The sequence below is a fragment of the Erysipelatoclostridium sp. MSK.7.34 genome, from assembly GCF_019041935.1.
Classification (GTDB): domain Bacteria; phylum Bacillota_I; class Bacilli_A; order Erysipelotrichales; family Coprobacillaceae; genus Thomasclavelia; species Thomasclavelia ramosa.
In genome coordinates this window covers 80,924-105,145 of sequence record NZ_JAHPYJ010000002.1, presented here as the reverse complement: position 1 = coordinate 105,145, position 24,222 = coordinate 80,924, and the positions used below count along the sequence as shown (strand labels likewise).

The 24,222-nt window shown below is 30.6% G+C and carries 22 protein-coding genes; 15 read left to right on the top strand and 7 right to left on the bottom strand.

The window, feature by feature from the left end; translation table 11 throughout:
* Window positions 1–13: 13 nt before the first annotated feature.
* Complete coding sequence (locus KTF99_RS02010; RefSeq protein WP_003538625.1) at window positions 14–1,642, bottom strand: VanW family protein; 1,629 nt, start codon at window positions 1,640–1,642, stop codon at window positions 14–16.
* A gap of 254 nt (window positions 1,643–1,896) precedes the next feature.
* Between KTF99_RS02010 and serC the strand changes: the two genes are divergently transcribed.
* From serC to KTF99_RS01980, 6 genes are all read left to right on the top strand, one after another.
* Window positions 1,897–2,982 carry a 3-phosphoserine/phosphohydroxythreonine transaminase gene (serC, locus tag KTF99_RS02005; protein ID WP_029481673.1) on the top strand — a complete coding sequence of 362 codons (1,086 nt, stop codon included), beginning with the start codon at window positions 1,897–1,899 and terminating at the stop codon, window positions 2,980–2,982.
* 10 nt (window positions 2,983–2,992) lie between these two features.
* Window positions 2,993–4,156, top strand: a complete 1,164-nt coding sequence (locus KTF99_RS02000) for a phosphoglycerate dehydrogenase (RefSeq protein ID WP_003538622.1) — start codon at window positions 2,993–2,995, stop codon at window positions 4,154–4,156.
* Window positions 4,157–4,297: 141 nt separating this feature from the next.
* Window positions 4,298–5,722: a polysaccharide deacetylase gene (locus tag KTF99_RS01995; protein ID WP_118143363.1), complete on the top strand. Its 1,425-nt coding sequence runs from the start codon at window positions 4,298–4,300 to the stop codon at window positions 5,720–5,722.
* A gap of 161 nt (window positions 5,723–5,883) precedes the next feature.
* A complete protein-coding gene (licT, locus tag KTF99_RS01990) occupies window positions 5,884–6,711 on the top strand; it encodes a BglG family transcription antiterminator LicT (RefSeq protein WP_029481669.1) in 828 nt (275 codons plus the stop codon).
* Between the two features lie 90 nt (window positions 6,712–6,801).
* On the top strand, window positions 6,802–8,634 hold the full coding sequence (locus KTF99_RS01985) for a beta-glucoside-specific PTS transporter subunit IIABC (protein WP_029481667.1): 1,833 nt from the start codon (window positions 6,802–6,804) through the stop codon (window positions 8,632–8,634).
* A 42-nt stretch (window positions 8,635–8,676) separates the two neighbouring features.
* Window positions 8,677–10,119: a glycoside hydrolase family 1 protein gene (locus tag KTF99_RS01980; RefSeq protein ID WP_029481665.1), complete on the top strand. Its 1,443-nt coding sequence runs from the start codon at window positions 8,677–8,679 to the stop codon at window positions 10,117–10,119.
* A gap of 41 nt (window positions 10,120–10,160) precedes the next feature.
* On the opposite strand, the gene KTF99_RS01975 is transcribed toward KTF99_RS01980, so the two are convergent.
* Both KTF99_RS01975 and KTF99_RS01970 read right to left on the bottom strand, forming a co-directional pair.
* Entirely contained in the window at window positions 10,161–10,964 is an 804-nt protein-coding gene (locus KTF99_RS01975) for a polysaccharide deacetylase family protein (RefSeq protein ID WP_008792113.1), read from the bottom strand.
* 107 nt (window positions 10,965–11,071) lie between these two features.
* Window positions 11,072–12,259 (bottom strand): MFS transporter, encoded by a 1,188-nt coding sequence (locus KTF99_RS01970; RefSeq protein WP_003538607.1) that lies wholly within the window; start codon window positions 12,257–12,259, stop codon window positions 11,072–11,074.
* Between the two features lie 147 nt (window positions 12,260–12,406).
* On the opposite strand from KTF99_RS01970, the gene KTF99_RS01965 reads away from it, so the two are divergent.
* Window positions 12,407–13,171 (top strand): ChbG/HpnK family deacetylase, encoded by a 765-nt coding sequence (locus KTF99_RS01965; RefSeq protein ID WP_003538605.1) that lies wholly within the window; start codon window positions 12,407–12,409, stop codon window positions 13,169–13,171.
* A gap of 363 nt (window positions 13,172–13,534) precedes the next feature.
* A complete protein-coding gene (locus KTF99_RS01960) occupies window positions 13,535–14,917 on the top strand; it encodes an MATE family efflux transporter (RefSeq protein WP_003538604.1) in 1,383 nt (460 codons plus the stop codon).
* Between the two features lie 30 nt (window positions 14,918–14,947).
* Here the strand turns inward: KTF99_RS01960 and KTF99_RS01955 are convergent, their stop codons facing one another.
* From KTF99_RS01955 to KTF99_RS01945, 3 genes are read right to left on the bottom strand one after another with little or no spacing between them, the layout of a single operon-like run.
* On the bottom strand, window positions 14,948–15,472 hold the full coding sequence (locus tag KTF99_RS01955; RefSeq protein ID WP_008792111.1) for a biotin transporter BioY: 525 nt from the start codon (window positions 15,470–15,472) through the stop codon (window positions 14,948–14,950).
* A gap of 40 nt (window positions 15,473–15,512) precedes the next feature.
* Window positions 15,513–16,790: a patatin-like phospholipase family protein gene (locus KTF99_RS01950; RefSeq protein WP_003538600.1), complete on the bottom strand. Its 1,278-nt coding sequence runs from the start codon at window positions 16,788–16,790 to the stop codon at window positions 15,513–15,515.
* Window positions 16,791–16,850: 60 nt separating this feature from the next.
* Complete coding sequence (locus KTF99_RS01945; RefSeq protein WP_009299585.1) at window positions 16,851–18,041, bottom strand: aminotransferase-like domain-containing protein; 1,191 nt, start codon at window positions 18,039–18,041, stop codon at window positions 16,851–16,853.
* A gap of 158 nt (window positions 18,042–18,199) precedes the next feature.
* Between KTF99_RS01945 and KTF99_RS01940 the strand changes: the two genes are divergently transcribed.
* The 4 genes from KTF99_RS01940 to KTF99_RS01925 all read left to right on the top strand — a co-directional run bounded on the left by KTF99_RS01940 (window position 18,200) and on the right by KTF99_RS01925 (window position 21,108).
* Window positions 18,200–18,574: a RidA family protein gene (locus KTF99_RS01940; RefSeq protein ID WP_003538595.1), complete on the top strand. Its 375-nt coding sequence runs from the start codon at window positions 18,200–18,202 to the stop codon at window positions 18,572–18,574.
* A 143-nt stretch (window positions 18,575–18,717) separates the two neighbouring features.
* Window positions 18,718–19,389 (top strand): response regulator transcription factor, encoded by a 672-nt coding sequence (locus KTF99_RS01935; protein ID WP_003538593.1) that lies wholly within the window; start codon window positions 18,718–18,720, stop codon window positions 19,387–19,389.
* Window positions 19,377–20,570 (top strand): HAMP domain-containing sensor histidine kinase, encoded by a 1,194-nt coding sequence (locus KTF99_RS01930; RefSeq protein WP_003538591.1) that lies wholly within the window; start codon window positions 19,377–19,379, stop codon window positions 20,568–20,570. Before KTF99_RS01935 ends, KTF99_RS01930 begins: the two co-directional genes overlap by 13 nt.
* Window positions 20,571–20,946: 376 nt before the next feature.
* On the top strand, window positions 20,947–21,108 hold the full coding sequence (locus tag KTF99_RS01925; RefSeq protein WP_003538588.1) for a hypothetical protein: 162 nt from the start codon (window positions 20,947–20,949) through the stop codon (window positions 21,106–21,108).
* Between the two features lie 34 nt (window positions 21,109–21,142).
* Here the strand turns inward: KTF99_RS01925 and KTF99_RS01920 are convergent, their stop codons facing one another.
* Entirely contained in the window at window positions 21,143–21,985 is an 843-nt protein-coding gene (locus KTF99_RS01920; RefSeq protein ID WP_003538586.1) for an undecaprenyl-diphosphate phosphatase, read from the bottom strand.
* 97 nt (window positions 21,986–22,082) lie between these two features.
* Here KTF99_RS01920 and KTF99_RS01915 point away from each other — a divergent pair, with 97 nt between their 5' ends.
* The 3 genes from KTF99_RS01915 (at window position 22,083) to KTF99_RS01905 (ending at window position 24,214) form a co-directional block, all read left to right on the top strand.
* A complete protein-coding gene (locus tag KTF99_RS01915) occupies window positions 22,083–22,661 on the top strand; it encodes a hypothetical protein (protein WP_003538585.1) in 579 nt (192 codons plus the stop codon).
* A gap of 132 nt (window positions 22,662–22,793) precedes the next feature.
* Window positions 22,794–23,492 carry an ABC transporter ATP-binding protein gene (locus KTF99_RS01910; RefSeq protein ID WP_003538583.1) on the top strand — a complete coding sequence of 233 codons (699 nt, stop codon included), beginning with the start codon at window positions 22,794–22,796 and terminating at the stop codon, window positions 23,490–23,492.
* Complete coding sequence (locus KTF99_RS01905) at window positions 23,486–24,214, top strand: ABC-2 transporter permease (RefSeq protein ID WP_003538581.1); 729 nt, start codon at window positions 23,486–23,488, stop codon at window positions 24,212–24,214. The genes KTF99_RS01910 and KTF99_RS01905 overlap by 7 nt, the downstream gene beginning before the upstream one ends.
* The last annotated feature ends 8 nt before the right edge of the window (window positions 24,215–24,222 follow it).

Below are 24,222 nucleotides of genomic sequence, written 5' to 3'. Positions count from 1 at the left end.
TTAATTTAAGATTCTACGATGTTTCATTATTGGGAATGGTAGGCGTTTCTGGTTGTGCTGGAGTTGTAGGTTCAGTTGGTGCAGGCGTAGCTGGTTCAGTTATTTTCATAGTACCTCTTAAAATAATTTCCTCATGTCCTTTATATACACTATATGCTTCTTCATTTGATGAAATTAAATTGCCATTAGCATCATAAACATAACGCCATGATTTTGCTTTACTACCTGGAGTTCCTTTTTGTTTTACTTTTGTCTGTCCTTCGGGTAATGTAGGATCGTCTTCATATTTAGTATTATAATTAGTTGAAGCAAGTTTTTGACTTTTTAGCTCAACACGAATATTATTAACATTAGTACCTAAAATTTTAGTTGTTAGACGACTATTTTCATAAGAAGCGATGATCTTAATAGGATAAGCCTGGTCATTTTTAAATTTAAAATCAGGGCCACCCCAAGATACTGTAGCATCACGACCGATTGGAACATAGCCAGAAACAAAAGTATGATTAGTCCGCTCAGTAATCTTTAGATTAGCGTACAATACAGCATTATACAAAGTTGATGATGTCTGACAGATTCCACCTCCAACTTCTTGCACAGTCTCTCCATTTAAATAGGCTGCAGCTTCACCGAAACCATTTTCTTTCGTTCTTTTGCCAACAACATTATTATAAGAGAATTCCTCACCTGGCAATAAAATAACTCCATTGCATTTATCACCAGAAAGTTTAACATTATTTTTACGAACTGAAGTACCGCTGACGTTAGTCGCATATTCACCTAAAACATCTTTAAATAAATTTTGTTCTAACATTTCTTTGGTTATTTCAGGTTTAATGATCGTAGCATTTAGGGTAAACTGTTTACCTTCAGTAGTTTTATTGTATTTAGCAACAGCATCTTCTAAATCAAATTTAGCACCTACTTGGCTATCGATGATTTCATAATTGTTATTTTTATCTAGAGTAGCATTTTTAGCTTCCTTTGATAAATTTTCATGAATTAGTTTTATTTCTTCATCATTAAGTTTATGTTCTACTGGAGAATATTTAATTTTCCCTTTAAAATCATAATTATTTAATGCCTTATTAATTGTATTGAAAACTGATTCTAATTCTGCTGTTTTACCGGATTTTCCTTTAGTGAAAATAATTTTATCATCTTTAAGTTCATAGTTAGTAGGAGTCAAAGTACTATAATTTAGAATTTGACTATTAGTAATTTTTTCATTTAAAAGATCTTTATTTTTTATTTTTACCCCAACTGTATAATCATGATTAAACAAATAGTTATATCCTCGTCTGAAGAATGAACTATTAGACTGTTTAGAAATTTTATCTACAGCTTTTTTACTATCGAATGTAAGATTATCAGTTAAATCAACTGGGTATTCTTGTTGATCGAGTAATAAAGTTAAAGTAGGGGGATTTAAATCATTTTGATATTGTTGTTCTATAGCCTTACGTGCTTCTTCTTTATTCATATTACCAACTTTAATACCATTGATAGTTGTATTTGAAACAAAATTGTCTCCCCCTGTTACTAAACATAAAATAAGGTATAGTATAAGGGCAGCTAGGATGACGAGGCCACCAATAACAAAGTAAGCTTGTTTTTTCAATTTTAGTTTTTTTCTTTTCATTTTTTCTCTCCTATATGTACCTTTTCATCATATCTTAGAAATGTATTTAATTCAATTTATTTTATCGTAAATGTAGTTAAAATATCGTGAATTTATCAAATGTTCCAGCATATAATGAAACTGATAATTACTAAGAAAAATAGCTTTTTTATGAAACGATGTATAATTGTATACAATTTTTTACAAAATCCCTTTACAAATTAGATTGTATACAATATAATAGACTTCACATACAAGAAAGGAAAGGTATATATATGACTGAAAAGAGAGTACTGAATTTTTCTGCAGGTCCTTCAATGTTGCCTGAGCCAGTTTTAGAAAAAGCTGCTAAACAAATGTTGAACTATGAAAATAGTGGGATGAGTGTTATGGAGATGAGTCATAGATCCTCTTCCTACTTAGACATTTTTGAAAAAACAAAATGGTTATTAAAGAAAGTAATGAATATCCCTGATGATTACAAAATTGTGTTTATCCAAGGGGGAGCAACACAACAATTTTCAATGGTTCCATTAAACTTATTAAAAAATGGTAAAGCTGATTATGTTGTAACTGGAGCTTTTAGTAAAAAAGCTGCAGCCGAAGCAAAAAAATTTGGGGAAATTAATATTGCTTATGACGGAAGTGAAAACAATTTTAAACATATTCCAACTCAAGACGAATTGAAATTAGATCCTGAAGCATCTTATGTTCATTTATGTGCAAATAATACAATTTACGGAACTGAATGGAAATATATTCCAGAAACTAATGGTGTTCCTGTAATTGCGGATATGTCATCAAATATTTTATCAAAACCAGTGGATGTTTCAAAGTTTGGAATGATTTATGCAGGTGCACAAAAAAATATGGGGATCGCTGGATTAGGAGTAGCAATTATTAAAGAAGATTTATTACAAAAAGTTGCTGCGACAACACCAGTATTATTAGATTATAAATTGATGATTGAAAATGATTCAATGTATAATACTCCGCCGGCTTATGCGATTTATGTATTAGGACTAGTTTTGGAATGGATCGATAGTATGGGTGGACTTGAAGTTATGCAAGAAAGAAATATTAAAAAAGCTAATCTTCTTTATGATTATCTTGATAGTAGTGATTTCTATATCGCACATAGTGATAAAGATAATCGTTCTTTAATGAATGTTACTTTTACTACACCAAACAAAGATCTTGATGCTAAGTTTGTTAAGGAAAGTATTGCCGCGGGTATGACTAATTTAAAAGGTCACCGTTCAGTTGGGGGAATTAGAGCATCTATCTATAATGCTATGTCATTAGAAGGTGTTGAAAAATTAGTTGCTTTCATGAGAGATTTTGAAGCAGCGAACAAATAGGAGAATAATTATGTATAACATAAAATTATTAAATAAAATATCTAAAGTAGGATTAGATGGATTTGACGAAAATTATGCTTATAGCGAAGAAATGACTAATGAAGATGCTATTTTGGTTAGATCAGCTTCTTTACATGAATATGATTTTGGGGAAAATCTAAAAGCTATTGCAAGAGCAGGAGCAGGAGTAAATAATATTCCACTTGATGATTGTAGTGAAAAAGGAATTGTTGTATTTAATACACCGGGAGCAAATGCTAACGCTGTTAAAGAACTTGTATTATGTGGATTATTTCTCTCTTCAAGAAAAATTGTTGAAAGTATTCGTTGGATTGATGGTCTAAAAGACGATCAGGATATTGCTAAAACAGCAGAAAAAGGTAAAAGTAATTTTGTTGGACCAGAAATTGAAGGAAAAACTTTAGGGGTAATTGGCTTAGGTGCTATTGGAGTAAATGTTGCCAATGCAGCTATTAAATTAGGAATGAAAGTAAAAGGTTATGATCCGTATATTGGCGTAAATGCGGCCTGGGCTTTATCTAAGCATGCTCGTCATGCAGCTTCTTTAGAAGAAATTTATCAAGAATGTGACTATATTACAATCCATGTACCTAGTACTAAAGAAACAAAAGGTTTCATGAACAAAGAAGCATTTGCACAGATGAAAACCGGTGTCAGAATTTTAAATTTTGCTCGTGGTGATTTAGTTAATAATGAAGATTTATTAGCTAATGTTGCAAGCGGTAAAATTAATAAATATATTAGTGATTTCGCTGCACCAGAATTAATTGGACAAGAAAATATTATTATTCTTCCACATTTGGGTGCAAGTACACCAGAATCAGAAGATAATTGTGCAAAGATGGCGGTTGAAGAAGTTTGTGAATATTTAGAAAACGGAAATATCATTAATTCAGTAAACTTCCCAGGAGTCAATCAAGCAAGAATGTCTAAAACAAGATTATGTATTATTAATAAAAATGTTCCTAATATTTTAGCAAATATTTCTAAATTATTTGCTGATCATAATTTGAATATTGAAAATATGGTTAATCGCTCTCGTGGTGAATATGCATATACACTAATTGATACAAATGATGAAGTTCGACCTGATATTATTGAGCGGATTGAGTCGGCAAATGGAATTATTAATGTCCGTGCTATTATTGATTAATAATGATTAAATACTTATCTGATTATAGATAAGTATTTTTTATTTAGTTGATTTTTATAAATAGTTTTATTGACAAAGATTGTAAAATACTGAGGTTTGACATATACTAAAAGTATATAAATTAGTTAAGGGAAAGATATAATGAAAAAAATTAAAAATTTAACTATAGGAAATAAGATTGTAATTGTATCAGTATTACTAGTCATAATAGTTGGTGGAGTAGCAACATATTTTTTAACCCGCTCACCGATAGTCTTTAAAGCGGATATTATCAAAGTCGAGATTAATGATAGTTATGATGTGATGAAAAATATCGCAAGCGTACGCAATGGAAATGTTAAAGATGTAAAAGCTGATATTTCTAAAATAGATTATAATAAGTTGGGAAGATATCCAGTAATCTATATATATAAAGATAAAAAATATGAAGCAACGATCGAGATAGTTGATACTAAAAAACCACAGTTTGATGTTGTTGATCTTGATATTGATTTAGGAATGAAAGTTGATCCTGCAAGTATGGCAACAAATATTAATGATGCAACAAAAACTGAAGTTTCTTTTAAAGAAGATTATGATTTTAGTAAAGAGGGAACTGTTGAAGTAATTATTCAGGTTAAGGATAAAGGAAATAATGTAACTGAAAAGAAGGGAAAAGTCAAGGTTACTAAAGATAGTGAGCCACCCCAAATTACAGGGTTAGAGCCTTTGACGATCGTGATAGGGGCAAAAACAGATTATAATAGTGGTGTCAGCATTAGTGATAACCGTGATCCCGAACCAAAATTAACGGTTGATTCTAGTAATGTGAATATTCAAAAAGAGGGAACTTATACACTTATTTATATAGGGATAGATCGTTCTGGAAACAAAATAGAAAAGCAGCGTGAAATTAAAGTAATTGAAAAGAAAGCAATTGGAAGCAATAATCAAACAAGTGATAAAATCGTTTATTTAACTTTTGATGATGGTCCATCAGCTAATACCCAAAAGATTTTAGATATTTTAGATGTTTATGGAGCAAAGGCGACATTCTTTGTTACTGGGAATAATAAACCTTATAATCATTTAATTAAAACTGCTCATGATAAAGGACATACAATAGCGTTGCATACATATAGTCATGACTATAAAACTGTTTATGCTTCACCAGAAGCTTATTTTGACGATTTAACAAAAGTCGGTAATATGGTGAAGGATATAATTGGGTTTGTACCCAAATATGTACGCTTTCCTGGAGGTTCTTCAAATACGGTATCACGTAAATATTGTCCAGGTATTATGACTGTATTGTCAAGGGAATTAATCAATCGCGGTTATCAATATTATGATTGGAATGGCGATTCTACAGATGCTTCAGGAAATAATGTAGCAGTCAGCAAGTTAATTGCTAATGCTACATCAAGCAAAGCAAATAACATTAATATTTTATTTCATGATACAGCTGCCAAATCAACAACTGTTCAGGCTCTACCGGCAATAATTGAAAATTATAAAGCACGTGGTTATCGCTTTGAGGCAATTACAGATAGTTCGTTTGTGCCGCATCAAGGGATTAACAACTAATTTTTGATATATATGATTGGTAATTGACAATTAATTTTGGAAGTGCTATCATAAAATTACAAAGATTGTTACTATTCAATTAGGCTAAACTTTGATGGATATATATTTCTTATATATATTATTTGAGTTTGGCTTTTTCTATGCAAAAAAGGAGGTGTCTTATGATAATTCATAAAATTATTAATAATAATATTGTAAGCTCACTTGACGAAAATCATAATGAAATTATTCTTATGGGAAGAGGTATTGCATATCAAAAATCACGGGGAGAAGTTGTTCCAGATGAAATGATTGAAAAACAATTTTATTTAAAAAATGATAAACAAAACAATCGCTTCCTTGAATTGATTAAGGATATTCCAGTCAATGTTCTTAATGTTACTGATGAAATTATTGATTTTGCACGGAAAGGATTGGATAAAGAGTTAAATGATGGAATATATATAACTCTTACTGATCATATAAACTATGCTATAGAGAGATATTTACAAGGAATTAATGTTCAAAATCCGCTTTTATGGGAGATTAGGCAATTTTATCAAGAGGAATATAAGATCGCAGCAGAAGCTTTGAAAATAATTAACCAAAAATTAATGGTTAATTTATCAGAAGATGAAGTTGGTTTTATTGCTCTACATTTTGTCAATGCTGAACTTAATAGTGAAATGGAAGAAGTAACTCAAATTACCAAAATTATTCAAGAAACACTTAATATTGTGAGATATCATTTGAAGATATCATTTGATGAGGATTCTCTAGACTATCATCGTTTTGTGACACATTTAAAGTTTTTTGCAAAGCGGCTGATGTTTGGTGAAAAAGAAGCTAAAAGAGATGATATATTATTTGACATCGTTATTGAAAGATATCCAGAAGCATTTGAATGTGTAAAAAATATAGAAAAACATGTTCAAAAAATTTATAAAAAAGATTTAAGTCAGGCGGAAAAATTGTATTTAACTTTGCATATTGCAAGATTAAAATATTAGGATTGTTATTGCTTTGGCAAGCTAAACCTAGAATAAAAACATGATTGAATACATGTTTTATTCTAGGTTATTTTATTAGGAGGAGAAAAAATGAAATATGAAAAATTAGCAAGATTTATTATAAAAAATGTTGGTGGCGAAAAAAATATAAATATAGTACAGCATTGTGCTACTAGGTTAAGATTTGAATTAAAAGATGAGGAGAAAGTAAATAAAGTAAACTTAGAAAATAGTTCAGAAATTCTTCAAGTGTTATTTTCGGGTGGACAGTGTCAAGTGGTTATTGGTACCCATGTTGCTGATGTATATAAAGCAATCTTGACAACAGCTAAAATAAGTACTGTAAAGGAACAATCAAATAAAAATAAGAAATTATTGGATAAAATATTTGCATTATTTTCAGGCATATTTACACCATTTGTTCCTGTTATGGCAGGAGCAGGTGTATTGAGGGGATTGTTAACCATATTTACTAGTATGGGAATATTAACAACTGAAAGTGGAACATATATGATTTTATATGCTGCCGCAGATGCAATCTTGTATTTTATGCCGTTCTATTTAGCGATTAGTGCATCACGCTACTTTAAAATAGATGAATTTATAGGAGTCACTTTAGCTGGAACAATGTTATATCCAACCTTATTGACAGCTTTTAGTGAAGGTGCAAAGTTATCTTTCTTAGGACTTGATGTAATTTTAATTAAATATGCATCTTCTGTAGTACCGATTATTGTTGCAGTATATGCTGTATCATTATTGGATAGGCTGATTCGTGATAGACTGCCTTCAATAATTAGAAGTTTTGTTACTCCATTGATTGATTTAGTTATTATGGCCCCATTATCATTATTAGCAATTGGACCAGTAGTGACATTTTTAACAAATATTTTTACAGATGGATTATTAGCAGTTTATAGTTTCAATCCGATTATTTTTGGATTTATATTTTGTGCATGTTGGCAGCCATTAGTTATTTTTGGTTTACATCGTGGATTTATTCCTGTCAATTTAAATAATCTTGCAACAACTGGTAGAGATGCATTGTTAGCAATGACGATGCCATCAGCATTTGCACAAACTGGTGCTGCATTAGGGATTGCTTTTAAATCAAAAAATAAAAATTTTAAATCGGTTGCAGCAGCAAATGTAATTCCCTCAGTTTTAGGAATTACAGAACCACTGATTTATGGAACTACTTTGAAGGCTAAAAAAGCTTTTTTCATGGCATGTCTAATGAGTGGTTTCGGGGGTGCAGTTGTTGGTGGGGCTGGATGCTATACGACGGGGTTGCCAGCAGGTGGAATTTTATCATTACCATTGTTTGCTGAACATGGGTTTGTATGGTATATTGCCGGTTTATTAATTTCATTTATTGGAACTTTAGTATTAGTATTATTATTTTGGAAAGATGAATTTATTGAAAAAAATGATGATGTAATCAAGGAAACTGATCAACTGCTTGAGGTTGATACTGAGATATTAGGTGCTGTAGGGACTGGTAAAGTATTGCCGTTAGAAATAGTAAATGACAGTACTTTTAGTTCGTTAGCATTAGGAAATGGGGTTGCTATTATTCCTGATGAAGGGAAATTATATGCTCCCTGTGATGCTAAGATCGTTGCTGTATTTCCGACTAATCATGCAATTGGGTTAAGGTCAATATTAGGAGCAGAAATATTATTACATGTAGGAATTGATACAGTTAAAATGGAGGGAAAAGGTTTTTATGCTTTTGTAAAAGAAGGTGATATGGTCAAGAAAGGACAATTATTACTAGATTTTAACATTGATGAAATCAACCATGCGGGATATGATCCAACTATTATTGTTATTGTAACAAATACTAATCATTATAATAAAGTCGAGCTGTTAAATATGAATACAGTAGTAAATAATGATGATATTTTGCGATTGGAGTAAGAGATCATAAATCAATAATAGAGAAAGGAAAGGATGTTCGGTATGTGTGAATTAGATAAAGATTTTCTGTGGGGTGGTGCAAGTGCTGCCAATCAAATGGAAGGTGGATATGACCTTGATGGGCGTGGAATGTCAATAGCCGATGTTTTTATGTTTTATGAAAAGAAGGAACGTCATTTAGCTAAAAAGGAATTAACCATTGAAGAAATTAAAAAACTTAAAGAAAATAAAAGTAATAATTTTCCCAAAAGAAGAGGGAATGATTTTTATCATCATTATCAAGAGGATATTGCTTTATTGGCTAAAATGGGAATTAAAGCTTTTAGAATGTCATTTAGCTGGTCGAGGATTTTCCCACGAGGGGACGAGAAAGAACCCAATAAAGCAGGACTGAAATTTTATGACAATATTATTAATGAATTACTTAAATATAAAATTGAACCGATTATAACTTTATCTCACTTTGAAACACCACTAGTTATTGCGACTGAATATGGTGGCTGGTGTAATAAAGAAGTCATTAAATTTTTTCAAACATATTGTTATACAGTTTTTACACATTTTAAAGGACGAATAAAATATTGGATGTCATTTAACGAGATCAATGCGGCATTAGAAATACCATTTAAAGGTTCAGCAGTTCCCTTTAGTCAAGATCAATTATATGAAACACGAGTGCATCAGGGACTGTATAACCAGTTTTTAGCAAGTGCATTAGTAACTAGAGAGCTAAAAAGAATTGATAAAACTGCTAAAATGGGTTGTATGATCGCTTCATTTACAACTTATCCAGCAAGCTGTGATCCGGATGATATTCTTAAAGCAATGAGAGCAAATCAAGAATATTATTTATACGCAGATGTTCAGGCTAATGGGAATTATCCTAACTGGTATTTAAAAAATTTAGAAAAAAGAGATATTCATTTAAATTTCTCAAAAGAAGAATTAGACATAATCAAAAATAATACAGTTGATTACATATCTTTTAGTTATTATTTATCATTAGTAGCATCTCATGACCCTGCTAGAAAAGTAGGGGAAGGTAATTTAAAAGGTGGTGTTGAAAATCCATATTTGGAAAAATCAGATTGGGGTTGGGCTATTGATCCAATTGGTTTAAGAATTACAATGAATGAGATATACTACCGTTATAATTTACCTATTTTGATTAGTGAAAATGGTTTTGGTGCTAATGATATTTTGACTGTAGACAATCAGATTCATGATGAATATCGAATTAAGTATCTTCAAAAACATATTAATGAGTTAAAGAAGGCAATTGAGTTGGATGGAGTCATATGCTTAGGATATTTGAGCTGGTCACCAATTGATATGATAAGTGCAGGTACTTCAGAGATGAATAAGCGATATGGTTACATTTATGTTGACTACGATGATTATGGAAATGGAAGTGGAAAGAGATATTTAAAAGATAGTTTTTATTGGTATCAAAAGGTTATTGCTAGTAATGGAAAAGTCTTATAATAATTATAAAAATGACAAGAACAAACAGTCCTTGTCATTTTTTATTCAACGATCCATTTAAAATAGAACATTGGCATTTTACTAAACATTAGATATCGTGGTAACAAGTACTTATCATCATGATAGGTCATCGTTCTATTTTGGTTATAACCAAAAGCTAATGAAACATTAGCTTTTATCAATGCTTCATTAGCATTGTCACATGTTCGACCATATGGAAAGGCAAAGTATTTACTAGAAACAATATTTTCATTTTGTTTAAAATCATTGATTATTTCTTGTGTGGATAATGTTTCAATTAGTTTGGTATTAGGATATTTAGTGTTATGATGAAGATTATAAGAATGTGAATAGTATTCAACATATTCGTCATTTACTAAATCACTTTTTCTTAAGTATTGATGCTTATAAGGGTTTTGGCTATTTTTTACTGTAGTTTTATAGCCAATAACAAAACAAGTAGCTTTAAAATTATATTTTTCTAAAATAGGTTTAACAACTGTTTTAAAGTTTAATAAGCCATCATCAAAGGTAAGAGCAACACTTTTTTTGGGTAGTGGTGTATGATTTTGATAATAATCGTTGATTTCATCCATTGTTAAGGTATGATAATTATTTTGATTTAAATACTTCATCTGAGCTTCAAATTCACTCAATGACATACAGTATGGATAATTAGCAAAGTATTTTTCTTTATCTTTATCTTCGAGGACACCATGATAACCTAGGATTGGTAAACCATCAATATTTTGATAATGAATGATAACATCCTTTCCAATCCAAAGGGAACCTAAGACTAAGTAGAACGATAATATAAATAAAAACATTTTTGTGATATTCTTCATAAACTTCTCCATGAATATCATTATAATATAAATTATATTATTTAAAAGAAAATATTTTAATTTAATCTAAAAATGGATAGATAGCATATAACTATCTATCCATAAACTTATGCAATATGACCTTTATGTTTATCGATTTCATCAAAACAATGAGAACGAGAAATCATTAAGAAAGCAATGACAAAAGGAATCAAACAAATTCCGAACATTATAAAACTTCCCCAAATTTCATAAACTACTCCAAAAATGTAACCATAAATGGCTTTACCAATTGATAGTGTCGCATTAAGTAATGTAATAGCGGTTCCTAAAACTGCGGGATCAACGGAATTTCGAATATAGGTTAAACTTGCTACAGTTGCGATGGCAACGCCGATGCAATGTACGATGCTTATTGCTAAAAAAGCATATTGATTGGGAATAAAAGCATATACCCCAAAGCGAAGCATCATTGATACACAGGCAATCAAATAGAATTTTTTAAAGCCGGTTTTATTAAGAACTTTGATTGCAATCATCAAGAATGCAACTTCGGGTAAAACTGTTGCAAAAGTCATCCAGCTTATTGCTGAGGCACCACTATTTAAAGTAACAGTTAAGTGATTTCCGCCATATGTCATAGCAGAATCGACAACTGTTGACATTAATAGTTGTAAAAATAGAATAAATAAGAAGTTTTTATTAGTTAGAAGTTCTTTAAAACTCCCTTTTTTTACTTTAACTTCTTCACCATCTTCTTTCTTTCCATCATCTTTAGGAAAGCCGAAGGAAATCGAGAAAGCCAAGATTAATAAAACGGCATATGTTGCAAACATTGCTCCATCAAGACCAAAAAGATCAGCTAAAAATCCTACAGCCATTCCTGCCAGCATATACCCTAATGAGCCCATTCCTCTAATAGAACCATAGTTACCACCAGTTTTATGGCAATAATTAGTTGCCAGCGTGTCGGCCATCGGCATTGTTCCTAGTCGTGATACTTCAAGTGCGATTGCACAAACTACGATAGCAGGATAAACAGCGGCTTTATAATAGAAGTAAAGTACTACTAGTGCAGCCATAATTGATAACTTTAATAGTGCACTATATTTTCTGGTCTTATCACCAACGACCCCCCAAATAGGAATCACGCATACCCCTAAAACAAGACTGATGGCTGTAATTAAGCCAATTTGTGAACCGCTTAAGCCGGCATTTTTTTCTAAATAAGTATTAATGTAGGGAATAAAAGAGCCAATCGCGCCCAAATAGATTAAATAAAAAGCTTTAAATGATAAACTAAAACGATCTTTCATATAGTGTGTTGTCCTCCCTTAGTTATCTTTTATTATACCGCAAATATAAGCACTATCATAAATGTTTCATGAATATGAAAAAATAAATTGTATAGACTATTTATTTGGTATAGTATAATTATATAAAATATAGAAAAGAGGATAATTATGGTAAAGCAGTTATTGATACGTGGTGATGATTTAGGATATAGCGAAGCAGTAACATTGGGAATGATTTCAGCACATCGAAAGGGATTGGTAAATAGTGTTGCTTTGATGGTTAATATGCCGTATGCAAAAGAAGCAATTAAATTAGCAAAGCAGTGTCCAAATCTGTGTTTAGGATTACATGTTAATGTAACTAATGGATATGCATTAGCACCAAAAGAGATGATTCCTAGTCTAGTTGATGAACACGGGATATTTTTATCGAGTACGATTCGTCGAGCACAAATAAAAAATAATGAACCATTATTTAGTGAGGAAGATGCTTACATCGAAGCTAAGTATCAAATTGAAAAATATATTGAATTAGTTGGCCAATTGCCTGAGTACATTGATTTACACGTTTTAGAAGTAGAACCATTGATTAATGCAGTGGTAAGAATTTATCATGAATATAATGTTCCAGTATGTTATTACGGAATGGACTTGGAGCAGGGGATTATTGATCAGACAATGAAACAATATGATTATTATGAAGAACATGATCATGACTTTGAAAATATGTTCATTGATGGTTATTATCAAATTAAAGAAGGTTTGAATATTTTAGTAACACATCCTGGTTTTATTGATTATGATGTGGCGACTACTTCTTCGATGTTAAAAGAAAGATTATATGATTATTCACTCGTAACAAGTGAAAAGTTAAAACAGTGGCTTCGTGATAATGAAATAGAAGTAATCTCATTTAGAGATGTAAAGAAATAAGAACCATTACCCCATGGTTCTTATTTTTTATCATCTTTTTATTGAAACAAAATTATGAATAAGATTTATAATGTTTAGCAAAATTTCATAAATCAATGATTTCTTATAAATTATAAGTATGATTTTTTGTTGATTAAGCCAAAATAGCTTAATTCAACAAGTTATACAAATATTATTATTATCAAAGAGAATATGAATAAAAAAGAAATGATAATTCTGCTAAGTTTTTTAATAATTGAAAAAATATATATCAATATGTTGATATATGAATGAGTATTTAAAATGATGTAAATTAGATAATCTTTTAAAGAATTGAATTATCTTTGAAATTTGTTATAATTACTCATTGGATATTTAAAATAGATGAAGGGAGTAATTAAAGTGAAAAAGAAAAAAGAGGCTGATTTAGGTAAAGATAGCTTAGGTCCATTATTATTAAAATTAGCTTTACCCGCTATTTTAGCACAAATAATAAATGTGTTATATAATATGGTTGACCGCATGTATATTGGACATATCCCCAAAGTAGGGCCTAGTGCATTAACGGGGGTTGGAGTAACAATGCCTGTTATTATGGCTATTTCAGCATTTGCCGCTTTAGTTAGTATGGGAGGTGCTCCCCGAGCATCAATCATGTTAGGCCGTGGTGAACACCCAAAAGCTGAAAAGATTCTTGGTAACTGTACTGTGATGTTAGTAATTATGGCAATTATCTTGACAGCTGTTTTTTTAATCTGGGGTGAACCGATTTTAATGGTCTTTGGAGCTAGTGAAGCAACTATTGGTTATGCGCTTGATTATATGAGAATTTATGCCTTAGGTACAATTTTTGTTCAATTGGCTTTGGGGTTAAATGCGTTTATTAATGCTCAAGGGTATGCTAAGATTGGGATGATTACAGTTGCAATTGGAGCTTTATGCAATATTGTGCTTGATCCAATTTTTATTTTTAGTATGTCAATGGGGGTAAAGGGTGCTGCTTTAGCAACTATTATTTCTCAAGCGATATCTTCTATCTTTGTTGTTTATTTTTTAACAAGTAAGCGTAGCGGCTTAAGAATAAAATTAGATAATTTAAAATTAGATTTTCAAGTCATCTTACCATGTTTAGCATTAGGGCTATCACCGTTTATTATGCAGTTTACAGAAAGTGTCATCTCAGTATGTTTTAATACTTCATTATTAAAATATGGTGGAGATATCGCGGTAGGTTCAATGACTATTTTGACTAGCGTGATGCAGTTTTCAATGTTACCGTTACAAGGGCTTACTCAAGGAGCTCAGCCAATTATTAGTTTTAATTATGGTGCTGAAAATATTGATCGAGTAAAGCGCGCTTTTAAACTTTTATTAAAAATCTCATTATCCTATTCAATGCTCTTATGGGCAGTAGCGATGTTTATACCAGATACTTTTATTTATATTTTCACAAGTCATGGAGAACTGGCGACGTATACACGTTGGGCGATTCGTATTTATATGGCCGCTTCAGGAATTTTTGGAATTCAGATTGCTTGTCAACAAACTTTCATTGCTATTGGAAATGCTAAAACATCAGTATTTTTAGCCGTTCTAAGAAAGGTTTTAGTTTTAATACCATTGATTTTTATTTTACCAATGTTTATAGAAAATCAAGCATTTGCAGTATTTTTAGCAGAGCCAATCGCTGATACGATTGCAGTTAGTGTTACAGCCACATTATTTTATCAAACGTATAAACGTTTAGGAAAAGAAACAAAAGCATAAAATGAAAAAAAGATTAGGAAAGCAAATTCCCTAATCTTTTATTATATTCTTAAATTTATTTGTTAAGGCTGCTGCGATAAAGATTTTAAGTACATCACCAGGTAAAAAAGGCAGGACGCAAATAATTAATGAAGCACTAAAACTCATCTTCATTATATACATAAACCATAAAGTTCCAATTAAATAACAAATTATTGTTCCGAGTATTAAAGCGCCAAACTTAAAAATAGTGGTACTTCGATAATGGACAAGGTAACTGATTATTAAAGCTGTAATTGGAAAACTAAATATATAACCACCAGTTGGTCCTAATATAGTACTTAAACCGGCACTAAAGCCGCTATAGACAGGCAGGCCGATAGCTCCCATTAAAATATATATTAAGGAACTAATGAAAGCTATTTTAGGTTTTAACACCAGACCAATTAAATAAATCCCGAGTGTTTGTAAAGTGATTGGGACTAGACTTGGTAAGGTAAATCGAATTTGTGCCAAGATTGCAGTGATACATGCAAACATTGAACAATATATCATATTTTTTACTTTGAGATTCAAACTAATTCCTCCTAGGAGGATTCTAGCAAATTTTAGTTAATTATACAAGCGTATATAGTAGTAAAGCGATTAAATATTCTTCTAAAAAAATATTACTAATTAAAGTTGTTTCGATTTCTTCGTTATTATTTAATGAGTGATAAAAAGCACAAATAGCATCTTTACTGCTTAATTTTTTTATTTTGGAGAAGAGTTCTTTAATAGGTATGTCGACAAACCGTTTTTCTAAAATATCATAGCGTTCCTGATATTCTTCTTTAAAAGTGTTAAATATTTCGTGACACACTTCATTTAGATCATAAAGAAGATCACTTTGATAGTGATAATGATCCATAGTGATTTCAACCGCTCGAACAAAGTAATCTTCGGTTGTTAGTTCCTTTAAATAAGTATTATTCTTTAGCAGATCACTCAAGGGAGTTGAACTGCTGGTAATTGTTTTACTAACGACATTTTTATTTATGCTATCTTCATAGTTTAAAATTAAACGATAGAATTTATGGGCTAATTCGTGATTGATTTCAAAATTTTTAAAGTTATAACGATAGCCTTTTAGCTGGTTAAATTTTTTTAAAGTATCGTGATAGCCAAGTTTAATCCGCCAATCAAGAATTTCGCGACCAAAATCAAGAAATCCGCCAAGATCATAGCTAGGACGAATAAATATGATATCAGGACGATCGAGGAAATAATCATGAGTAGCATCTTGATTTAATTCAATTGCAATAATTTTATCAGCACCCATTTTTAACGCTAGCGAAATAGGAAGATTATCATAATAACCACCATCGATATAACCTTGTTTATCAATATGATGCACTGGAAAAGCGGGAAAACATGAAGCTGAAGCAATTGCATATTCAATGGCTGGTACAGGCTTCATTTCTTCTTTAGTTATTTCGATAGGAGTCAATTTAGGATATTTTACAGCTACAACACCATAATCTATTTTATTATTAAAGGCTTTTTCTTCATTATAAAGAGCATGGAGAATGTTTTTTAAAGGAGTGATATCAGCACCTTTTTCATTGATATATGATTTAAAAAAAGGTTTGATTAAATTGGTTTGTGAAAGCATTGAGTCAATTGAAAAATTAAAATTGACAGGATCCTCTAAAACTTCACTAATTGTGATTTCATCCCATAATCGATAAAGAGTGTTATAATCTTCTTGAACGACTAATAGGCCATTGAGAGCTCCAATCGAAGTTCCGGTTACTAGATCAAAATCATAGCCCAATTCTTTTAATGCTTTAATACAGCCGGCTTGATAAGCTCCCTTAGAACCTCCGCCTGCTAAAACTAATCCACGTTTCATTTTTAGTCACCTCATTTCAATTATACGCGCGAACAAATAAAAATCCACCAATCAGTGGATTTATTTACATAATTCATATGTTAGTTTACCTAACTTAGCAATACCTGTTTCTATTTGCTCCATTGTTGCACTAGTAAAAGATAACCTAAAACCATTCATTTTATCACGTCTGTTAACGGCAAAAGTTTCCTCATTTACAATTGCGATATGCATAGTGGTAGCTCTATTCAAAAAAGTCCTAGCATCAGCATATTTTGGAAGTTCAAACCATACGAACATACCACCTTCTGGGGTAGTGAATTTTACATCAGGATGAAAAGTTTTTTTCATCATTTCAACCATAAATGTACTTTTCTTGCCATATACAGATTGTAAATGAGCAAGATGCTTATCCATATCAACTGTTTCTAAAAAGCGTGCAATTACATGTTGTGACCAATTAGTTACGGCTCCAGCACTAGCCCCTTTAAGAATATTAAATTTATCAATAATTTCTTTATTCGCAATTATTGTTCCAAGCCGGATACCCGGAGAAATGATTTTTGATAGGCTTGCACAGTAAACAACGATTCCTTCAGTATCGATTGATTTTAAAGTCGGGATGGTTTTACCTTTAAAACGCAATGTGCCATATGGATTATCTTCAAGAATGATGATATTATACTTTAAACATAAGTCATATATAGCTCTTCTTTTTTCTAGTGAAGTAGTGATACAGGTAGGATTTTGGAAAGTAGGAATAATATATAGTAGTTTGGGGGCAGGAGTGCTTTGCATTGCTTCTTCTAATAATCCTAAATTCATTCCATCACTTTCAACAGGCACACCAAGCAGTTTAGCATCATTGCTAATAAATCCATTCAGCGCTCCGACAAATGTAGGATCTTCGACGATGATACTTTCTCCTGAGTTTAAAAATACTTTGGCAGCCATTTCCAGTCCTTCTCCTGAGCCGGAAGTAACCATTAGATCATCATTTTCTGTAAAAATTTTTTCTTGACGATTAAAGAAAGCTTTTAATGCCTTTTTTAATGGTGGATAAGTGGTACCTCTGGAATATTGCAAGATAGTATAAATATCTTCCTTAAGAACATCTTGTGAAATCTTTTGAATATCATTAGCTGGAAAAGCATCGTTATCAGGAAAGCCCGGTGAGAAGTTGATCATATCGGGTCCCGCTGCTTTTTCTAGTACAGCGCGAATACCACTTGGAGTAATGTTATTAAATCTAGCTGCAAATGTATATTTCATAGTCGTGCTATCCTCCTTTTGTATTGTCAACATTATAGCAAAGAATTGTAATAAGTCAATAATAAATTATCACAGTGATAAAAATGGCAATATTTTAATTAATAAAACTTTAAAAATAGTGATTATTTGTTTATAATGATTTAAGGAGGATATTAAAGATGAAAAATGTAGTAAAAACAGATAAAGCACCTGGAGCTATCGGGCCATATAGCCAAGGAATTAATGTTGGTGATATGTATTTCTTTTCAGGACAAATTCCATTAGTACCAGAAACAGGGGAAATGCCTGAAGGGATTGAAGCACAAGCTCATCAATCATTAAAGAATGTTCAAGGATTATTAGAAAGCCAAGGTTTAACATTTGCAAATGTTATTAAAACAACTGTATTTTTAGATAATATGGATGATTTTGTTACTGTAAATGACATTTATGCTCAATATTTTGTTGAACCATTCCCAGCTCGTAGTGCTGTAGAAGTAGCTAAATTACCTAAAGGGGCTTTAATTGAAGTAGAAGTTATTGCAACTAAATAATTATAAAAGAGCTTAAGTTATTGTATTGAACCTTAAAAATCTAACGATTGCAGGTTGATGCATAATACTTAAGTTTTTTTATGAAGTTGACCAAAAATTGACAAACTTAAGTATAATAAAAATAACTATAGGGGGAAAAAACAATGTATAAGATTCTTATGATTGATGATGAAAGAGACATTTTAGAAATGCTGGCATTACAATTTCAATCTGAAGGATATTTAGTTTATTTAGCTAATGATGCTAATGAAGCTTTAAAACAATTATCAGTTTTACCTGACCTTATTTTATTAGATATCAATATGCCGGAGATGAATGGTTTAGAATTATGTACGATGATTCGGGAACATGTGAATTGCCCGATTATATTTTTAACAGCGCGAATTTCTAGTCGGGATATGATCAATGGTTTAATGCTGGGAGGCGATGATTATATTACAAAACCATTTTCGATGGATGAACTTTTCGCAAGAGTTCAAGCTCATTTACGTCGTGAAAAACGCAGCTCCCATAAATCACGAGGACATTTTACTAGGGAACTGATTATTGATTATAGTCAAAGAACCGTAATTATTAAAAATAAAAAAATTGATTTTTCTAATAAGGAGTTTGAAATTATTAAATTATTATCTATGAATGCTGGTCAAATATTTGATCGTGAAAAAATTTATGAAGTAGTATGGGGCTTTGAAGCTAATGGTGATAGTGCTGTAATTAAAGAACATATTCGTAAAATCCGAATGAAATTATCCCGGTATAGTGAAAATGAATACTTAGAAACAGTGTGGGGCGTAGGGTATCGATGGAAAAAATAAAACAGCAATTTTATAACATGTCTTTAAAAAAATCATTATTATTAATATTAAGTGTAGCTTTATTTTTAATTATTATTTTGTCTTCTACAACAGTTTTGTTGACTTCATCATTACGACAAATGATTCTTGATAATCGGACTATTCATATTGCAGTAGATACCGCTATTATTAGTGAAAATATTACAGGTACGTATGAAATCTCGCCCTCAAACGATGAGTATCAGTATAGTGAATTGGCTAATCAAGATAAATTTATTTATCTTAGTGCGACAGTAGCGATGATCGCATTACCAACATTATATCTTGTTTTAGGGACAATCTTTATTGTAAAGATATACTATCGTTTAAAACTGGCGTTGCCGATTGAACAATTAAATATAGGAATCGCTAATTTAACCAATAATAATCTTGATTTTCAAATAACTTATAATTCTAATGATGAATTAGGTCGGTTATGTAGTACTTTAGAGGTAATGCGTAATGAACTGATTGAAAATAACCAAAAAGTATGGGAACTTTTAGATCAGCGAAAAGCTTTAACGGCATCAGTATCACATGATTTAAGAACCCCGATTACAGTATTGAAGGGATACCTTGATTATTTATTAAAAAATCTTCCAGAAAAGAGAGTATCTGATGATGTTTTATTAACGACCTTAAAAAGTATGGCTCATTCATCAGCTCGTTTAGAGCGATATGTTGAATGTATTCAAGATATCCAAAAAATAGAAGATATTGAAATTAGTAAGACAATGGTTGTCGGCAAAGATTTTCTAGAAGAAATTAATAATGATTTTATGATTATTGCTAAGAATAATCATAAAGATTTAGTATTGGAAGCAAAAATAGTGTCTAAACAATTATATCTTGATAAACAGATTATTTTTAAAATATTAGAAAATTTGTTAAATAACGCTTTCCGCTTTGCTAATAATGGGGTTAAGTTAACGATTATGGAAACTGTGGGTTATCTTGAATTTGTTATTCAGGATGATGGGCCGGGTTTTAGTAAAAAGGATTTAGAAAATGCAACTACATTATTTTATTCATCACAGACTAATAAAGGAAGTTTTGGAATTGGATTATCGATTAGTAAGATCCTTTGTGAAAAACATGGCGGTATTCTAAAATTATTAAATAACGAAAATGGAGCTTGTGCAATTGTTCAAATTAAAAAGTGAGAGATGGAATTCTTACTTAATAATAGTTTTTAGTAAAAATAACTTTGCCAATTATCTTTATTGGTAATTCTAGGATTTGGTGAGGATCAAAGTATTTATCAATAACCATCGAATTACTTGTGATTAAAGTAAATCAATGGTATTTTTTTATTGTAACTTCATCATCAGCTATTAACTGGTTTTTAGCATGTTGGAAAGAGAATAGTTCAATGTGATGAAAAGGCCGAACGTGTAAAATAATTTTATCTTATGATCCACTAAAAGGATTTAAAGAATTGTTCAGGGCTAAATTGTGGGTCATTATCGAACGAAAAAGCTTGCTCTTGATGCAATAGAAGAGTTGGACTGGAAGATTAGGTAGCTTAGAAGTGAATAAATGATCGAAACTGCTTATTATGCTCAAGATAATTATGCAATTCTCAAGGATATACTTACAGCCTTTGATCTATACAAAAAAATAATCAAAATTGATGGTAAAGAAATGAATATTACAGATATAATTAAAATTAATAGTAAAAAAAACAGTTTTTTGAAATGAACTTTAATGGAGAGACATTTCATTTTAAACTGTTTTACAAAAATAATACGGCTAAAATACCAACTACTAAACAATATAAAGAAAAGACATTTAATTTCTTTTTATCTAGTAATTTAAATAATAAGTGTAGAGCCAAATATGTAACGATTCCACTTATAATAAAAGCAACTAAATAAGGAAGCCATAAAGCACCAAGTGTGCTGGATGTTAAAAAGTCTTTTAGTTTTAAAATAATTGCTCCAAAACTAACAGGCATGAACATAAAAAATGAAAAATCACGAGCGGCCTTTTGTGATAATCCCCCTAACATTCCTCCTGTTAGGGTAGAACCACTACGAGAGATTCCTGGAAGTAATGCAAATAACTGAAAAATCCCCATTCTTAAAGCGTCGAATAAGTTTAATTTTTTTGCTGTCCGCTTTCCTTTGTAGCCAAATTTATGGATTGATAATAAGAAAATCGCTGTAACCAGTAACATGCATCCAACTAATTTAGGGTTAGAAAAAGCTGCTTCAATTTTATCATTAAATAAATATCCTCCAATTGCTGCCGGAATAGTTGCAACAATCAATAAAATACAGTATCTAAAATCACCTTCGTAATAGTTTCTTTTTTTTGGTTTTCGAATATAGCCAAAGAAAGCTGTGAATAATCTAACAATATCGTGGCGATAATAATACATGATCGCGAGTAGTGATCCAGTATTGACGATTACTTCAAAAGTAACATCGTTCATTTGAGGAACCATTAGTCCCATTTTTTCAAAAATACTTTGAAAAATAACTAAATGGCCGCTACTTGATATGGGAATTGGTTCACTAAAACCTTGAATCGCTCCAAGAATACCATAAATGATGATATTTTTAATTAATTCCATGTTTTCACCTCAGGAATCATTATATATTAATTAAAAATAAAAATATACTAAAAACATGATTTTATAAAATAATCATATATTTATATGGGAGGAAGATATGAAAGATATAATTGTAAACTGGGTTAAAGAAGATGAAGAATTATTAGAACCATATGAATGGGATGAAGATGATGATCTAGAAATCATTTCAAGAGTAGATATTTATCATGTTGATGAGAAGACTTTGCATGATTTTATTTATGGCTGTATCAATATTTATGATAGTCAATATTTTAATAACATCTTTATTGTTGGTGATGGGAAATATAGTGTAGTCGTAGAAATAAATAATAATGGTAAATTAGTTTATCGTTCATTAACGATGATGAAACAGCGAACATTAATTAATCATGAATTAAAAAAATTACCGATAGTAAAGATCAATTATCACATGTATGATGAGGGTTTAATCAAAGAATATGGCTTAACACGCAATGAACGAATTAAAAAACAATATGTTGAAAACATGGTTGATCAATTATATGTTGAAGACTATGATAAATTTCTAAATGTTTGTAAACAGTTGGAAATCAATGATGATAAAAGTATTGGTAAATATCTTCATCTAAAGAAAAAATTAGAAAAGGGATATTCTTTTATTCATGAACTTCTTTATAATGAATTTGTGAAAAAATAAATAAAAAGATTTTTCTATGTAAATAACTAGAAAAATCTTTTTATTTTGTTTTGAGTCATAAGAATAATTGTATTGACAATACTATAAATGCGTGTTACTGTATTAGTGTATTAATACAGTAGGAGGAGAGTTATGAGTGAACTATTAAAGATTACTAATGTAACCAAAAAATATCATCATTTTAAGGCTTTAAACAATGTTTCGATGACATTAGAATCTGGTAAAATAATTGGTTTATTAGGTCCTAATGGATCAGGAAAAACAACATTGATTAAAATTATTAATGGGTTATTGAAAGATTATGAAGGTGAAGTATTAGTCGATGGGAAAAATGTAGGAATTGATTCACGAAAAATTATTTCATATTTACCGGATGAGAATTATTTTCAAGATTGGATGTATATTAAAGATGTCTTAAGTATTTTCAGTGATTTATATGAAGATTTTGATAAAGAAAATTGTTTGACTCTGATGAATCGTTTTAAATTAGATAAGGGAATGAAAATTAAAGAGATGTCTAAAGGAATGAAAGAAAAATTCCAACTATCATTGGTGATGTCACGCAAAGCTAAATTATATATTCTTGATGAACCGATAGCTGGTGTTGATCCAGCTGCTCGTGAAGTTATTCTAGATGTTATTTTGAATAATTATGAAGAAGATGCTCTGGTACTTATTTCAACACATTTAATCAGTGATTTGGAAACTATTTTTGATGATGTCGTGTTTTTAAAAGATGGTGAAATCGTTTTGCATCAATCAACAGAAGATTTAAGATTAGAAAGAAAACAGTCAATTGATGAAGCCTTTAGGGAGGTATTTAGATGTTAAAATTATTAAAATATGAGATGATTCAATCGTATCGTCAATACTTTTTAACTTTAGGAATATTTTTGATTTTATGTGTTTTGGCACCGTTGTTGCCAGATTTTATTAGTCAAGTATTGAGTTCATTGATGATTTTTGCAATGTTAGGTATATCAATTGCAGTTTTGGTCAATGTTATTACAAATTTTAATCGTTCAATGTATAAGCGACCTGGTTATTTAACCTTGACGTTGCCTGTAAGTACTGAAAAATTGGTTGGGGCTAAATTTATAGGTAGTTTAATTTGGGTGTTTGTTAGTTCGATTGTTTTATCACTGGGAATATTAATTATTGTATTTTTAATTGGTAATGTTCCTTTGAATACTTTATTTGATTTATTTGGTGAGTTGTTAAAGGCTTTAGGTAATAATTTTGGTTTAGTAGTAATAAATTTAATTGATTCAATTGCGATGGTTAGTTCAATGATATTATCATTTTATGCTATTATTACATTAACAAAGACTAAATATATTCCTAAACACAAAACTGTTATTGGAATTATTGTTTATGTAGCACTTTTAATTTTAGGAAGCAGCTTATTAATGTGGCAGCCAATTGAGAGCTTTGTAATGAGTTTGGATAGTACTGCTTCTGTTTGGTTTAGCATTGTTTTAAATTTAGTATTAGCAACAGCATTTTATTTCTTCACTGTTTATTTAATTGATCATAAAATTGAAGTAGAGTAGGTGGTAGA

Bases quoted from the DNA above. Each gene is read 5' to 3' on its own strand.
- licT (WP_029481669.1), top strand. From the start codon at position 5,884: ATGATAATTCATAAAATTATTAATAATAATATTGTAAGCTCACTTGAC.
- KTF99_RS01920 (WP_003538586.1), bottom strand. From the start codon at position 21,985: ATGGAATTAATTAAAAATATCATCATTTATGGTATTCTTGGAGCGATT.
- KTF99_RS01965 (WP_003538605.1), top strand. From the start codon at position 12,407: ATGGTAAAGCAGTTATTGATACGTGGTGATGATTTAGGATATAGCGAA.
- KTF99_RS01985 (WP_029481667.1), top strand. From the start codon at position 6,802: ATGAAATATGAAAAATTAGCAAGATTTATTATAAAAAATGTTGGTGGC.
- KTF99_RS02010 (WP_003538625.1), bottom strand. From the start codon at position 1,642: ATGAAAAGAAAAAAACTAAAATTGAAAAAACAAGCTTACTTTGTTATT.
- KTF99_RS01940 (WP_003538595.1), top strand. From the start codon at position 18,200: ATGAAAAATGTAGTAAAAACAGATAAAGCACCTGGAGCTATCGGGCCA.
- KTF99_RS01935 (WP_003538593.1), top strand. From the start codon at position 18,718: ATGTATAAGATTCTTATGATTGATGATGAAAGAGACATTTTAGAAATG.
- KTF99_RS01915 (WP_003538585.1), top strand. From the start codon at position 22,083: ATGAAAGATATAATTGTAAACTGGGTTAAAGAAGATGAAGAATTATTA.
- KTF99_RS01905 (WP_003538581.1), top strand. From the start codon at position 23,486: ATGTTAAAATTATTAAAATATGAGATGATTCAATCGTATCGTCAATAC.
- KTF99_RS01925 (WP_003538588.1), top strand. From the start codon at position 20,947: ATGATCGAAACTGCTTATTATGCTCAAGATAATTATGCAATTCTCAAG.
- KTF99_RS01930 (WP_003538591.1), top strand. From the start codon at position 19,377: ATGGAAAAAATAAAACAGCAATTTTATAACATGTCTTTAAAAAAATCA.
- KTF99_RS02000 (WP_003538622.1), top strand. From the start codon at position 2,993: ATGTATAACATAAAATTATTAAATAAAATATCTAAAGTAGGATTAGAT.
- serC (WP_029481673.1), top strand. From the start codon at position 1,897: ATGACTGAAAAGAGAGTACTGAATTTTTCTGCAGGTCCTTCAATGTTG.
- KTF99_RS01970 (WP_003538607.1), bottom strand. From the start codon at position 12,259: ATGAAAGATCGTTTTAGTTTATCATTTAAAGCTTTTTATTTAATCTAT.
- KTF99_RS01945 (WP_009299585.1), bottom strand. From the start codon at position 18,041: ATGAAATATACATTTGCAGCTAGATTTAATAACATTACTCCAAGTGGT.
- KTF99_RS01950 (WP_003538600.1), bottom strand. From the start codon at position 16,790: ATGAAACGTGGATTAGTTTTAGCAGGCGGAGGTTCTAAGGGAGCTTAT.
- KTF99_RS01995 (WP_118143363.1), top strand. From the start codon at position 4,298: ATGAAAAAAATTAAAAATTTAACTATAGGAAATAAGATTGTAATTGTA.
- KTF99_RS01980 (WP_029481665.1), top strand. From the start codon at position 8,677: ATGTGTGAATTAGATAAAGATTTTCTGTGGGGTGGTGCAAGTGCTGCC.
- KTF99_RS01975 (WP_008792113.1), bottom strand. From the start codon at position 10,964: ATGAAGAATATCACAAAAATGTTTTTATTTATATTATCGTTCTACTTA.
- KTF99_RS01910 (WP_003538583.1), top strand. From the start codon at position 22,794: ATGAGTGAACTATTAAAGATTACTAATGTAACCAAAAAATATCATCAT.
- KTF99_RS01960 (WP_003538604.1), top strand. From the start codon at position 13,535: ATGAAGGGAGTAATTAAAGTGAAAAAGAAAAAAGAGGCTGATTTAGGT.